Annotated in this window: 11 protein-coding genes and 1 pseudogene; 9 read left to right on the top strand and 3 right to left on the bottom strand. The window is 54.5% G+C overall.

Translation table 11 applies throughout. The annotated features are described in order from the left end of the window. Positions 1 to 10: 10 nt before the first annotated feature. Positions 11 to 2,503, top strand: a complete 2,493-nt coding sequence (locus ACTID9_RS20040; RefSeq protein WP_441066650.1) for a septation ring formation regulator EzrA — start codon at positions 11 to 13, stop codon at positions 2,501 to 2,503. Further along, entirely contained in the window at positions 2,500 to 2,700 is a 201-nt protein-coding gene (locus ACTID9_RS20035; RefSeq protein ID WP_441066649.1) for a hypothetical protein, read from the top strand. The genes ACTID9_RS20040 and ACTID9_RS20035 overlap by 4 nt, the downstream gene beginning before the upstream one ends. A gap of 99 nt (positions 2,701 to 2,799) precedes the next feature. On the opposite strand, the gene ACTID9_RS20030 is transcribed toward ACTID9_RS20035, so the two are convergent. Beyond that, entirely contained in the window at positions 2,800 to 4,083 is a 1,284-nt protein-coding gene (locus tag ACTID9_RS20030; RefSeq protein WP_441066648.1) for an NAD(P)/FAD-dependent oxidoreductase, read from the bottom strand. A 198-nt stretch (positions 4,084 to 4,281) separates the two neighbouring features. On the opposite strand from ACTID9_RS20030, the pseudogene ACTID9_RS20025 reads away from it, so the two are divergent. The 5 genes and pseudogenes from ACTID9_RS20025 to ACTID9_RS20005 all read left to right on the top strand — a co-directional run bounded on the left by ACTID9_RS20025 (position 4,282) and on the right by ACTID9_RS20005 (position 9,517). Beyond that, positions 4,282 to 5,362 (top strand): annotated as a pseudogene (locus tag ACTID9_RS20025) (M42 family metallopeptidase). Positions 5,363 to 5,380: 18 nt separating this feature from the next. Then, a complete protein-coding gene (locus ACTID9_RS20020; RefSeq protein WP_441066647.1) occupies positions 5,381 to 5,878 on the top strand; it encodes a hypothetical protein in 498 nt (165 codons plus the stop codon). Positions 5,879 to 6,173: 295 nt separating this feature from the next. Next, positions 6,174 to 7,442, top strand: a complete 1,269-nt coding sequence (locus tag ACTID9_RS20015; protein ID WP_441066646.1) for an MFS transporter — start codon at positions 6,174 to 6,176, stop codon at positions 7,440 to 7,442. Between the two features lie 202 nt (positions 7,443 to 7,644). Then, positions 7,645 to 8,577 (top strand): ABC transporter ATP-binding protein, encoded by a 933-nt coding sequence (locus tag ACTID9_RS20010; RefSeq protein ID WP_441066645.1) that lies wholly within the window; start codon positions 7,645 to 7,647, stop codon positions 8,575 to 8,577. 1 nt (position 8,578) lies between these two features. Further along, positions 8,579 to 9,517, top strand: a complete 939-nt coding sequence (locus ACTID9_RS20005) for an ABC transporter permease subunit (protein ID WP_441072661.1) — start codon at positions 8,579 to 8,581, stop codon at positions 9,515 to 9,517. A gap of 43 nt (positions 9,518 to 9,560) precedes the next feature. Here the strand turns inward: ACTID9_RS20005 and ACTID9_RS20000 are convergent, their stop codons facing one another. Together ACTID9_RS20000 and ACTID9_RS19995 are read right to left on the bottom strand one after the other, a co-directional pair. After that, positions 9,561 to 10,967 (bottom strand): HD domain-containing phosphohydrolase, encoded by a 1,407-nt coding sequence (locus tag ACTID9_RS20000; RefSeq protein WP_441066644.1) that lies wholly within the window; start codon positions 10,965 to 10,967, stop codon positions 9,561 to 9,563. 155 nt (positions 10,968 to 11,122) lie between these two features. Further along, on the bottom strand, positions 11,123 to 12,373 hold the full coding sequence (locus ACTID9_RS19995; protein ID WP_441066643.1) for an MFS transporter: 1,251 nt from the start codon (positions 12,371 to 12,373) through the stop codon (positions 11,123 to 11,125). 462 nt (positions 12,374 to 12,835) lie between these two features. Between ACTID9_RS19995 and ACTID9_RS19990 the strand changes: the two genes are divergently transcribed. Then, positions 12,836 to 13,147 (top strand): YtrH family sporulation protein, encoded by a 312-nt coding sequence (locus ACTID9_RS19990; protein WP_441066642.1) that lies wholly within the window; start codon positions 12,836 to 12,838, stop codon positions 13,145 to 13,147. Continuing rightward, positions 13,144 to 13,632 carry a hypothetical protein gene (locus ACTID9_RS19985; protein ID WP_441066641.1) on the top strand — a complete coding sequence of 163 codons (489 nt, stop codon included), beginning with the start codon at positions 13,144 to 13,146 and terminating at the stop codon, positions 13,630 to 13,632. The genes ACTID9_RS19990 and ACTID9_RS19985 overlap by 4 nt, the downstream gene beginning before the upstream one ends. Positions 13,633 to 13,658: the final 26 nt, after the last annotated feature.

Genomic DNA, 13,658 nt, shown 5'->3' with positions numbered 1-13,658 from the left:
GTAAATGAAAATGACAGGACGAAAGAGTGTTGCGCTGCTCTGTCTGGCAGGGGTGCTTTGCTTTTCCCAGCCGGCGTGGGCGGCGCCGTTTCCGAACAAAACGAAGGATGTTGTCCAGGACGGAAACAATTATCTGGTCAAAAAGGATCGGGAAGCGTTTGCGGAATCGCTGAAGCAGTTCCCCGACAAATACAAGGTGGTTGTCGTGGAAAGCACCGCGCCGGAAGCGAAAAGCGCGGATGAGTATGCAAAGCTCCTGTATGATAACTACAACCTCGACGCTGACACGATGATGATCGTGCTCGACTACAACACCCAGCAGTTGGGCGTCTACCCCGGGGAAACCTTGCAAGCCAAGGGTGCGAAAATGGAGATGCTGCACGAAAAGATCATTTCCTACTACGAGCCGTTTCGCAATCAGAAAAACTATTTGGACGGAATCAAGACGTTTATTACCGAAGTGAACAATGAATATGACCGGATCAAAACGCAAGGGGAGTCAGCCGCGACAGCCGCCGCGGGTGCAGAAGGGACGAGCAAAGCCGCTGACGCCAGCAAAACCAAAAGCGTCATGTCGGACATTCCTTTGTGGCTGTACGGGGTCGGCGTGGCGTTCGTCGCGCTTGTCGTCGCATTCATCTACTCCTACATTCGCCGCCGCCAAGTTTTCATCGAGCTGGATGACACGGAAGACTGGAAAGACGAGCTGGTCGATAAAATCCAGCAAATTGAGGTGGACAAGTCGCTCCGCCGCTCGGCAGGCAAACAGGATGAGTGGATGGTGGAACTGGCGAATCGCAAGGAACATCTGCTTCATGTGCGCATCATCGATACGGAGATGATGATCATGGAGGCGGAGGAGGCGTGCGACCGCTTCCGCTTCACCAAGGCGCGCGCTTTGATCGCCGAGTGCCAGGAAACATTGGAAGCGATCGAGGCGGAATTGGGTGCGTTGAAGCAAGACGCGGTCCGCATGATTGCGGGCCATACCGAGCGGGTGGCGCCAGGGGCGGAGCGAGCGCAGAGCGCAGAGCCGCGTGCAGCGGAAACGCTCACCCAGACGGCGCCTCAGCAGACGAGAAAAATGCCAAAGACCATGCCGCAAGCTGCGCCATCGACCGACGAGCCGGTGCAGGTGCCGGCGATCGGCAAGCTGATTGAAAGCGTTGAACGCAAGCTGACCAACCTGCGGCTCGAATACGGCTTGTCATTCCATGAATTGAAAGTCCAGCTGGATCAGGTTGAGCATATGCGGACGGAATCGGAAGCGGCTGCAGCTGCCGGAGATGAAGCGGCGCAGATCCGCTTGAAGATGGGGCAGCAACAGCTGCAAGAGCTGGCCAAAACATTGGAGGCGATACCGGCTCTTGTCCACAAGATCGAGAAAGAGCTTGTCGAGGACTTGAAGCAGCTGGAGGAAGGGATTGTGAACGCTTCTTCCGATGGCTTCGATTTGGGCGCGAACGATTTGGACGCCGCCCTGCTGCAAGTGAAAACGGTGCTGAAGGAAGCGAGATCCGCACTGGAAGAAGGACATATCGAAAAAGCCACCAAGCTTGTGGGCGTCTTTACGATTTCATTGGAAAAAACATACGAGCGCATCGAGGATTCGCTTGTCGGCAAAAAGGAAGCCGCGGCGACAGGGCCTGCTGCAAGCACGATCAACAGGCAAGCGGAAGAAGCGGAAATCGCGCAGCCATCCGTTACGGAAGAGCTGGATGCCGCACGCGAGGAACTGCTTGGCCGCACGGTCGCCTACGACGAGCCGGCCCGGCAAGCGGAACCGCTGGAGCCGACCGTGGCAGCCGAGCCAGAGCCGGAGCCGGAATGGATAAAAGCGCAGGCGCACGAATCCAGACAGGAACCCCGGCAAACGATTCGCGTGCAGCAGGCTGCGCCGGAACGCAAGGAAACCGCACGCAAGCATGTGCAGGAAGATGAATATGAGCTGGTCATCCCGAAAATGGAAACGGGGATTGCTCCACAGAAAGCGGAGCTGGTCATCCAGTCGGAAGACGACGTGCTCGACGAGCTGGAGCGGATCAACGGCGTGCTGCTGCGCATCAGACAGCAGCTGAAACGGAGCTATTTGCCCGGGATTCCCGACCAGCTCAAGTATTATTTTGAACAGTCCGTGCATAATCTGGGCCAAATCACCATCACGATGGAGCGCTATAAGTATTCGCTCGAGGAAGTGACCGTATTGCTGAACGAGGCGAATGAACTGCTGGCCGAAACCGAGCTTTTGGCTGAGCGCACGATTTCCACCTGCCAGTCAGCGGAAGGCGCGATCCAGTATACGAACCGCTATCGCCGTCAAAATCGCCAGGTGAACGAGCTGCTGACCAAAGCGGAGCAAGCGTTCCGCCAATTGGAGTTCGCCGAGGCACTCCGTCTGGCGGAAGAAGCCCGGTTGATCGTGGAGGGCGGCGAGCCGCAAACAGCGGAAAGCCGCTGGCTGCTGCGCAAGAAGAAAAAAGGATTGGAGCATGACACGAGATGATCCTCCCCGTATTTCTTTTGCTTGCCGGATTGTTGGTCATGTGGCAGCCGCGCACGAAGCGATGGCAATCTCGCCTCCGCGCGCATTTGGGCGGCGATGAGCGCCGAATGAAGCAGCGAGCCAACACATTTTTTCTGCTGGGCTTTGCCTTTGTTTTGGCGGGGATTGCGCTGTTGTATAAAGTAACCATGAGCTGAGAATGCGGACGAAAATGAACAAACGCCTGTCACCGGTTGGCTGCCGGATGACAGGCGTTTTTTGCGAAAGAAGCGGGGGAGTTGTTGCCAAATCGCAAGCTACGCTTGATAGCAAAGAGATGCCTGACCGGCATGCATGCCAGCTACATAGCCGGAGGAAAAGGCGATCGTGATATTGTAGCCGCCGGTATGGGCATGAACATCCATGACCTCGCCGGCAAAATAAAGACCGGACACCAGTTTGGATTGCATCGTTTTCGGATCGATCTCCTTGACGCTGACGCCGCCGCCGGTAATGAACGCCTCCTCAATGGACAGCGTGCCGGTGATGGTCAGAGGCAGCGCCTTGATGGTTTTTGCGAGCGTCTGCCAGTTTTGCTTGGACATATTGGAAAGGGTCGTGTCCTCGGCGATGGCGGCCATGCCGAGCAATAACCCGATCAACCGTTCGGGCAAATACCCTTTCAGGACGTTTTTGACCGCTTTTTTCGGCTGCTCTTCCAGGAGCGACCAGCTTTCGCGGAAAATGTCGTCCATGCTTTTCTCTGGCATCAGATCGATGGTGAGCAGCAATGGGGATGGGCCGAACTTGCGCCGGGATACCGAAACATAGTGGCCCATGCGCAGCGCGGCGGGGCCCGAGATGCCGAAATGGGTAAAAATCATGTCGCCTTCCTGCGTATTGATTTTTTTCCCTTTGGGGTCGTGCAGCGTCATTTCAATCGCCCGCAAAGACAAGCCTTGCAGCGATTTATCGCGGATGAACGAATCGCTCGCGGTCAACGGCACCTCTGTCGGATACAGCTCGGCGATGGTGTGCCCCGCCGCTTCAGCCCAACGATAGCCGTCGCCGGTCGAACCGGTTTGCGGGACGGAGCAGCCGCCGACCGCGACGATGACGCTTGCAGCCGAAATGGTTTCGCCTGTTTGCAAAACGGCTCCCCGGCATACCCCATCTTCTACGACCAGTTGGCGGACCGGCGCTTGCAGCCGAATCTCGACCCCTTGCCGCTTCAATACGTCGATCAAGGCTTGCGCCACCGTGATCGCCTTGTCCGACACGGGAAACATGCGGCCGCGGTCTTCCTCTTTCAGCGCGACGCCCAGCTCCTCAAAAAAACGGACAATATCCTGATTGTTGAACTGGGCGAAGGCGCTGTGCATGAAGCGGCCGTTCCCCGGCATTTGTTTGATCAGGTCGGGCAGCTCCTTGGCGTTGGTCACATTGCAGCGGCCGCCGCCAGAAATGATCAGCTTGCGTCCGAGCTTGTTTCCTTTTTCCACGAGGCAGACGCGCGCGCCTTGCGCGGAAGCGGCGTTCGCCGCCATCAGGCCGGCAGGACCGCCGCCAATCACCAGTACATCATATGTCATGTGCTTCATTCCTTTTTCTCATTTACCCCTATGCGTAAAAACCGGGCGACGCCGGATACAGATAACATATTGCTGCATCCGGTTGGGAAAAGCAAGGGGAATCGGTTGAAATCCGCGACGCTCTCATTGATAATGAAATGGAGTAAAAAAATTTTGCCGGGCTGCAAAACGTATGGCATGTACATAGACGCGAAGGAGGAACTGAGCATGGCAGATCCATTTCAAATGGAATTATGGAAAAGGTTGACGGAGGCGCCGGGCGCCCCCGGATTTGAAGGGCCTGTGCGCAAAATCATGCGGGAGTATCTTTCCTCCTATACCGATGAAATTGTAACGGATAATTTGGGCAGCATTTTTGGCGTGAAGCGCGGCGATGAGAACGGCCCGCGCATTTTGGTGGCGGGCCATATGGATGAGGTCGGCTTCATGGTCACGTGGATTTCCGAAAAAGGCTTTATTTCGTTCCAGACGCTCGGCGGCTGGTGGGGGCAAGTTTTGCTGGCGCAGCGCGTGCAGATCATCACGGAAAAAGGGCCGATCGAAGGGGTAATCGGATCGATTCCGCCGCACACGCTGCCTGACGAGCTGCGCAGCAGACCGATGGAGATCAAAAACATGTTCATCGATATCGGAGCCGACTCCAAAGAAGAGGCGGAGAAGCTGGGTGTTCGCCTGGGACAGCCGATCGTGCCGGTTTGCCCGTTCACCGTGCTTGCCAACGAAAAGAAGCTGATGGCCAAAGCGTGGGACAATCGCTACGGCTGCAGCCTGGCGGTCGAGCTGATGAAAGAGCTGCATGAAAACGGCAATCATCCGAACACGATTTATTGCGGTGCAACCGTGCAGGAGGAGCTGTCAGGCGGACGCGGTGCCAAGACGTCCGCGCATCTGTCGGACCCGGACATTTTCCTCGCGCTCGATGCCAGCCCGGCCAACGACGTGCCTGGCTCCAATGATGGCATGGGCAAGCTGGGGGATGGCCTCTTGCTGCGCATCATGGACCCGACGCTGATCGTGCTGCCTGGCTTGCGCGATTTCCTGATCGACATTCTGTGAAGCGGAAAATATCAAGTACCAGCTGTACGTCTCGCGCGGCGGAACGGATGCAGCAGCCGTGCATATGCATGGCAAAGGCGTACCGTCAGCGGTCATCGGCCTTCCTGCGCGCTATATCCACAGCCACGCGGCGATCATTCACGAAGACGACTATCAGGCAGCGAAGCGTTTGTTGTTCGCCGCTGTACGCAAGCTCGACCGCGCTGCGCTCGATGCGATTCATGGCCGCTAACAGGGGGAAGCTTTCGCGATGATCGGAATTTTGTTTTACCGCACCTTGCATGACGACGGACATGTGACACTGCAATACAACTTTTATGACAACGGTTTCGCCCCATCCAATCTGGTCGTGCGCAAAGTGTTGATGGCGATGCTGTCCGTTTGCGAGCAGGAGCTGACCCAATTTGAAGTGGAGTATAACGACCGGCAGCTTCTGGATAAATGGGGCGGCCGCGCGGGGGAAGTCCTGAAGCGATTGGGCGCGACGCCTGAAAGCTTGCGCGAAGAAAAAAGCGGCGACATCGTCGTCAGCCGCAGCTTTCGTGCGCAGCTGACTGCAGAGCGCTTCCAGTTTTTCCACGAGCTGAAGGATGTGTCGCTCCTGCCGCATTACCGCTTTTATGCCGGGGAGGCGGAGCGGATCGTCTATTACTTCAACCAGTTTCTCAGCATTCGGCTGCCAGCAGCAAAAGAAGAGTCGTTCTGGCAGATGCTGCAAGACATGCACGTCCCGTTCCGGGTTGAATGAAACCAGGACAGGCAAGGCGTTTGATAGTGGCGCCTTGCTTTTTCTTTTTAGATAAGCACAGTTGTGCAATTGCGAATGTTCTTTTATACTAGACACATCCTTTTTGTGGAAGGGGCTGGTATCGATGGAAATTAGCGATTTCCGTGTTGGCCACACTCATGCAAAGCCTGGCATAGAGGCGATACTTTGCATGGGGCGCGTTCGTTTCTAACAATCGCCTTAACACAACCGTACTCGTTTCTAATAAAGGGCTTTGCACCTTATTTGCTTACGTAAAAATAAGGAGCGAAAAAATATGCCTAAACCACTTATTAGAAACCATCCGCATACCATGCCAACTGGTAAACCGCCCGGTATTTTGCACAATCGGTTTGTCCAGCTTATCGTAGCGTCCACGATCTTTTTGCAAACAGGGATCTGGGTACGCAATTTCTCCATTCTTTTGTATGTGATGGATAAGACGGGGCAAAATCCGCAAGCCGTCTCTTGGATCTCGGTCGCGGAGTATGCGCCCATCTTTTTGTTTTCCATCATCGGCGGAACCTTTGCGGACAGGTGGCGGCCGAAGCGTACCATGATTTGGTGCGACGTACTGAGTGCCATCTCCGTCTTCGCGGTCTTGCTCGCCTTTTTGTTTGCAAGCTGGAAAGCCATCTTTTTCGCGACGCTGATCTCGGCGGTTTTGTCGCAGTTTTCTCAGCCATCCGGTCTAAAGCTGTTCAAGCAGCATGTGCCTTCTGACCAAGTTCAGGCAGGCACGGCGATGCTGCAGACCATTACCGCTATTTTTATGATCATCGGCCCGATGCTGGGCGCGTTCGTGTATCAAAAGTTCGGCATTACGACGTCGATTTTCGTGATGGCCGTAGCCTTTTTGCTGTCGGCTGGCGTCCTTTTCTTTTTGCCGGAACAAGATCAGGCTGCACCGAGTCGTTCGGGCTTGACGGTGTGGAAGGAGCTGAAAGCGGGTCTGCGCTATGTGTGGGCGAGTCCGCTCTTGCGTACGCTCTGCGGTGTGTATGGAGCGGCAGGACTAGGTGTAGGCGTGTGCCAGCCGCTTGGAGTCTTTATCGTGGTCGAGCGCCTGGGTTTGCCGAAAGATTCGTTGCAGTGGCTTCTGGCGACAAACGGAGTCGCGATGCTTGTCGGCGGAGCTGTCATCGTCGGCTTGGCGAAAAAGATTTCGTCGCAAAAGCTGGTTGCCCTCGGACTTTTCGCGAGCGGAATCTCTTCGATCGGCATCGGTTTTTCTACGAATCTTGTTCTCACGCTTGTCATGCAGTTCATTAACGGGTTCTTTTTCCCTTGCATTCCAATCGGCTTGAACACGATCATGCTGAAAAAGGTCGAGGAATCGTACATCGGACGGGTCAATGGAATCTTGTTCCCGATCTTCACGGGACTGATGGTCATCATGATGAGCCTTGCTGGATGGCTGAAAACCGTGGTAGGTCTGGTGACCATGTATGAACTGGCAGGATTGTTATTCTTGATCAGCGTCATGCTGCTGGTGCCCTTGTTCAAAGAAAGGGAAGAAGCGAGCAAACCGAAAACCGAATCATAAAAAACGAAAAAACCCCGCTGCGGGCGATCATGTGTCGCCTCGCAGCGGGGTTTTTCGTTTTTTATGTAAATCAAGGCATACAGCTCTAATCTCCTCCTCAAGGCGGAGCGTGATTCAATCCCGGGTTCCTGTCAGAAGCGCCGATTTTTCACTACGATGAAAAAGAGAACATCGCTTTTGGTTGTGGAAGGAGAAACGTAGGATGGATCGCGAGAAGAAGCACGAGACGGTTGTCCAATTGCGCAACGTCAGCAAGAAAATCGGGCTGAAAACGATTGTGGACAACGTCAGTTTTGATATTCCAAGAGGGACGGTCTTTGGCTTGCTGGGGCCGAACGGGGCGGGGAAGACCTCGCTGATCCGCATGATGGTCGGCCTGACATCGATCAGCCAAGGGGACATCACGATTCGGGGGGCGAGCGTGAAGCGCGAGTTCGAACGCGCTATCCGGCATGTGGGCGCGATCGTGGAAAACCCGGACATGTACCGGTTCCTCTCCGGCTACAAAAATTTGCTGCACAGTGCCAACATGCTGCCCGCTGTGGATAAAAAGCGGATCAAGGAAGTGATCGCATTGGTCGGTTTGGAAAGCAGCATCCACCAAAAGGTAAAGACGTATTCGCTCGGAATGAGGCAGCGCCTCGGCATTGCGCAAGCGCTGCTGCATCGGCCGGCCGTACTGATCCTCGATGAGCCGACCAACGGGCTGGACCCTGCAGGCATTCGCGAGCTGCGCAACCATCTGCGCCATTTGGCGGAAATGGAAGGGACGGCGGTGATCGTGTCCAGCCATTTGCTTGCCGAAATGGAGCTGATGTGCGATGAGATTGCGGTCCTGCAAAAAGGCAAGCTGATCGGGAGCAAATCGATGGCCGAGCTGATGGATAACCAGACGGCAGCCGAAACGATCCGGATTGAAACGGAGCAGCCTTTGGTAGCGAAGGAGATTTTGCAGCGGGAAGCTCCGGCGATCCGCTTCTCGCTCCACGGCCAGACGCTGACGGCAAAAATGACCCGGGAGCAAATCCCGAACGTCATCGCGACGCTTGTTTACGCGGGCATTCCGTTACTGGAAGTGAAGCGGGAAGGCCGGACGCTGGAAGACACATTTTTGGAAATGACACGAGGTGAGTAAGATGGTTTCCTTGCTGCGAAACGAAAATATGAAATTGTACGCCCGATTGCAAACATGGCTGATGGTGCTGATTCTTCTGCTGGCGATCGGTGGGATCGGATTTCTCGATGTATATTCGAAGGGCAGCCCGGACCCGGCCCAGTGGCAGTCGTCCGTGCAGCAGCAGACCGCCGCGCTGCAAGCACAGCTGCTGCAGGAGAGTGACCCGGGAGCCCGGGCACAGCTTGAGGAACAGATCAAGCTCAATGCGTATGCACTCGAACATGGCATTGCACCTGATCCATACTCCATGTGGAGCTATACGCTGATGGGCACCAAGCTGATTCCGTTGGTCAGCATTTTTGTCATCGTGGTGGCAGGAGGGATCGTCGCCAACGAGCATGCGTGGGGAACCGTCAAAAACCTGCTCGTCAAACCGTACAGCCGCTCCAAAATCCTGCTGTCCAAATACATGAGCGTCATGCAGTTCGCCTTGTTTCTCTTGCTCATCGTGATCGTCGGCACGTATTTGTGCAAAGGGATATTTTACGGGTTTGCCCCCATCCCGTTTCATCACCTTTCCGTAAACGGGGCAGGATTGGTGCAGGATGAAAACATGGCGCTGTATTTGCTGAAGACGTACGGGTTGGCTTCCATCGAGCTTTTCTTCATGGCGACATTTACGTTCATGCTCTCCAGCATGTTCCGCAATCAAGCGCTGGCGATCGGCCTGGGGCTGATCGTACAGTTTACGGGCGGCGCGATCACGCAGACGTTTGTAGGGCAGTACAGCTGGCTGAAATACTCCTTGTTCGCCAACACCTCGCTCTCCATGTACGGGGAAGGGACGCCTTTGCTCCCGGACATGACGATCGGCTTCTCGATTGCCGTGCTGCTCGCCTATTACATCGTGTTTATGGCGATGGCCTGGATCGCGTTCACGAAGCGGGACGTCGCCTGAAAAAAGAACCAGCCGACGTGTATGTCGGGCTGGTTCTTTGGCGTTACATTTGAGTGACCAGAGCGGTTCCGTCTGGCTGTTCGCTTTCTTCGATCTGTTCGATCAACAGCTCGTCCGCCCGCGTGAGACGGTGGGCATGCGCAAAGCTTTCCTCGGTGATGCATTGGAAAAACGTATACACGACGATCGGGCAAAACTGCGTCCCCGCATGCCGGGTGATTTCGTTGCAGGCGACGTCAAACGGCATGCCCATGCGATAGGCGCGATTGGAGGTCATCGCGTCGAAAGAGTCGGCAACCGCTGCGATGCGCGCGATCAGCGGAATTTCCTCGCCGCGCAAATTGTCGGGGTATCCTGTACCATCGTAGCGCTCGTGATGGGAGCGGGTAATCGTCAAAATGGTTTCGATCTTGGCCTGATCCTGCTTGGAGGAGATGGCGTACAGCCGCCGCAGCAGCGCTTCGCCCCGCAGCGGATGCGTTTTGATGATGTCGTATTCACGGTCCGTGAGGCGTGATTGCTTGAGCAAAATGCTGTCTTCAATTCCGATTTTTCCGATATCGTGTAGCAACCCGCCCGTGTGGATCGTTTCGACCATATCGGGGGAATAGCCCATCTGTTTGGCGATTTCCCGCATATAATAAGCGACGCGCTGCGAATGACCGGACGTGTAGGAATCCCGCTCCTCCAAGGCGACGGCCAATGTCATCAAAATGCTCTCATTCGTATGGGACAAGTGCTCGCTCACCATGGCCGAGTTACGCAGCGCTTTTTCCTTGCGCCGCGCCAGTGTCAGGAGAATGGCGGTGATGATATAGCTGCCCAGCACAATGATGATGAGCAAATATTTCAGGCTCTCAAACCAGCCATAAAAATTCGCTTCATACGTGGCCAACCCGATATGCCAATCCCACGGGGCAAAGTAATGATTGACCGTGATCATCGCTTTTTGCTGCTTATCGGACGGGTTTTTCCACTGATAGAACAATACCTCATTCGGCGCAGCCATGATTTCCTTCAGCACGAAACGCCCTTCGGGGTTTGCCTGTTCAAGCAGATTTTTGCCTTCCAGCTCCGGATGCATGATCATGTTTCCTTTGGAGTCGAAAACATACAAAAAGTCGCCCAGGCCAAGCGTCATGTCCGTTTTGGACATATCCCGTTTGCCATTGGTCAAAAGGGGACCGGACAGCATCGGCTTGATGATATTTTGGGCTTCCGTGCGGGTGAGCAGCCCTTCATTGACCAATCCATCGTACTGTTCAAGCAGATGTGTAATGGTGTTCATTTGTTTTTGCAGATTGCGGATCCCGGATGCCAAATATTGCTGTTTTGCTTGGAAGTAACCAAAAATGACGATCAGCGAGAACAAAATGGGGAGCAGGATCAGAAACAGCGGGTAAGCGATTTGTTTCGACGATTTGAGTGGTGTTGATTTTGATCCGTTCATGGGCAGCAGCGCTGGCGAATCACGCTTTCTCTCCTTTCTCTCACGAAGGTCTCACTATGTAGTCTTGCGTCATGATCGTGGACAACGGGAAGTAGTTCTTTGGTAGCAGAAGTCTCTCCAATCATCATAGAAGATAATAGAAAGGGCATCAACTGTTATCTGCCAGCCACTCTCCTTTTACCCGTTTTTTCGAGAGAGAAACCACTTTTTTTACGCGGGCGGGTGAGATAGTAGGAAAAGAGTCCGATGAGTCCTGCTGCGACTAAGCCGGCAAGCCCATATCCGATCCATGGCGCTGTTGCATCGACGCCGCCGAGTTTCTGGACAAAATAGCCGCCAAGCGACGTGCCGATCGCGGTGCCGATGCCCGAGACGAAATTGGAGATGCCAAAATATGCGCCAAGCAGCTCCTCTTGGGCAAAGCTGCCGATCAGGCTGTCGATCACCGGCATCAGCATCATTTCCCCCAGAATAAAGGTGAGCGCTGCCAGGGAGAGGGTGAAAAAATTGATCGCAAATCCCATGGCAAACAAGCCGGAACCGATCAGAATCGTTCCTGCGGCAAGCGAAACGTACGGATTGATCCGCTCGATCAAAAAGCGGGAGAGCACGCCTTGCAACAGCACGACGGAGGCGGAATTGATCGTAAAAATCAGCCCGATATGCGCTGCCGAGCCGAGGACATGCTCCCCTTTCAACGGCACCATCAGCGTGAATTGCGCATAAAGCGCCCACAATAAAAAGGAAACCGCTGAAAACAACACAAACGGACGATTGCGCCAAAGCGCCGTGTAGGTCGATAAGGGGAGCGGCTTGCAACCCGGTCCCTCACAGCGGTCATTGGGTAAAAAGAGGCGGATCACCAGCGCCAAACCGGCAAAACCGGCTGCGGCATAGAAAAATACGCTGCGGGATACCCCCAGCGCCAGCAAGGCCATGGTTACGCCTGCGATCATGATCCCCAGGTGTGCCGCAATGCCTCGCCAGGAAAACGCCGCCGTCCGCTCGGATTCCGGGACTACGTCTGCAATCATCGCTTTTATCGTGGGAGCCAAAAATCCGGTGCCGATCCCGTTCACGATGGCAAAAAGCAGGAATGCGCCGTAGAAGTGGCTGATGGCGTAACCGCCCATCGCCAGCCCCTCCATCAATGCGCCGACCATCATGACCGTTCGATTGCCCAAGCGGTCGGCAAGCAATCCGCCAATCAGACTCCCGAGCGGATAGGTGACGCTCCCGACGCCGAGAAGCAAGCCGACTTCGGCAAGCGAAAATCCTCCGGTGCGTTCCAGAAAAATGGGAAAGGTCGGCGTGACCATAAAGGTAGCCAGATGCATGACGAGCACAATCGCCATCAGCATCGTATAGCCGCGGTTTTGCAAGAGCGATGCGATTTTTGAAGCCAAGGAAGCCACCTCCTGTTCATTGTGGTTAGTATTGAGGAGGGGAAGGGCAATTATACCCGTTTGCGCCTTTGCTGGGCAGAAGCGGAATATGCTGTACATCGGGCTGTTGTACCCATTTCCAACGATCTTTCCGGTACATATTCCTATAGAGAAGTATGAAGCTGGGCAAAGACGCGGGAGGGAGCAGAAATGGGCGGGCTCTTTGATAACGAAATCTTTGAAGTCATTATCTGGATCGTGATCATTTTGTTTTTGGTTTCCATCTTTTTCGGCGATGGCGTCGATGGTGTGTAAATCGATCGATCGCGGATGTCAACGGGCATGCCATTGGAGCATGCCATTGTTCTTTTTTGTCCCCTGATACATAAACGGCAGGACAAGTGCGTAAGTGTGTGTATAAGGGCAACCGAGCCCGCCAGAAGCTTGGGCAGCCACGTTTGCGAAAGTTGGGGAGTGTGCGAGATGGGGCAAGTCATCCTTACGCTGTTTGTCGCCTACGGAATTGTGATCGGCGGTGCGGTTGTCGGCGGGATCGGAGCGTTTTTGACGGAAAAAGCGCCGCTGATCGTCATGCGGGATTTGGCCGTGCAATTGAAGATTTGGGGGTTGGTTGGCGCGCTGGGCGGCACGTTCGATTCTTTTCTGCAGATTGAAAAGATTTTATCTCTCAATTTTTCGCCGGTGATTTACCAGCTCATTTTGATCGTGGCCGCGTTCCTGGGGGCACATGCGGGAACGATCTGCGTGCAGTGGCTGGTGCAGATCGGCTCATGAAAAACAGGCGCATCTTGCGGTACGTGGCAATTTTTCTTTTGGGCCTGATCGCGGGCGGAGCAGCGATCCTGATTTTGCATGGCCGCCAACTGGAACAGCTGATGATCATCAACCGGAATTTGACGCTGCTGTATGAGCGTAAGGTAGAGGAAATCGCATCCTTGAAAAAAGAGCGAACCGCCGAAAAAGAGAAGCGTGAGGAGCGCATTGAAGAGATTCGCGTCACACTTCTCGATCCCAAACCGAATGAAATTATCGCGACGGAAATTGTCAACCGCCTGGAAAAGGACATGGCGGCGTTGAAGGAGAAAAAAGTAGATCAGGTCGCGGAATTCCAGCCGTTGCTGCATGAGCTGTTGAAAAAACGGACCTACAGGCTCGACGGAAAAAATGTGGAAGTCCAACTGAAGACGGTGGTCATTTCCCGTGTCACACAGCTATTCGTGAATACGCGCGTGGATCTCGTCAATTCAACGTCTCCATGAAACTTTTGCAAGATTCCATCCGTATA

Origin of the sequence: Brevibacillus fluminis, from assembly GCF_052072235.1 — a bacterium.
GTDB classification, from domain to species: Bacteria; Bacillota; Bacilli; order Brevibacillales; family Brevibacillaceae; genus Brevibacillus_D; species Brevibacillus_D fluminis_A.
Note: the sequence above shows the minus strand (reverse complement) of the source record. Positions and strands in the feature narration are given on the sequence as shown.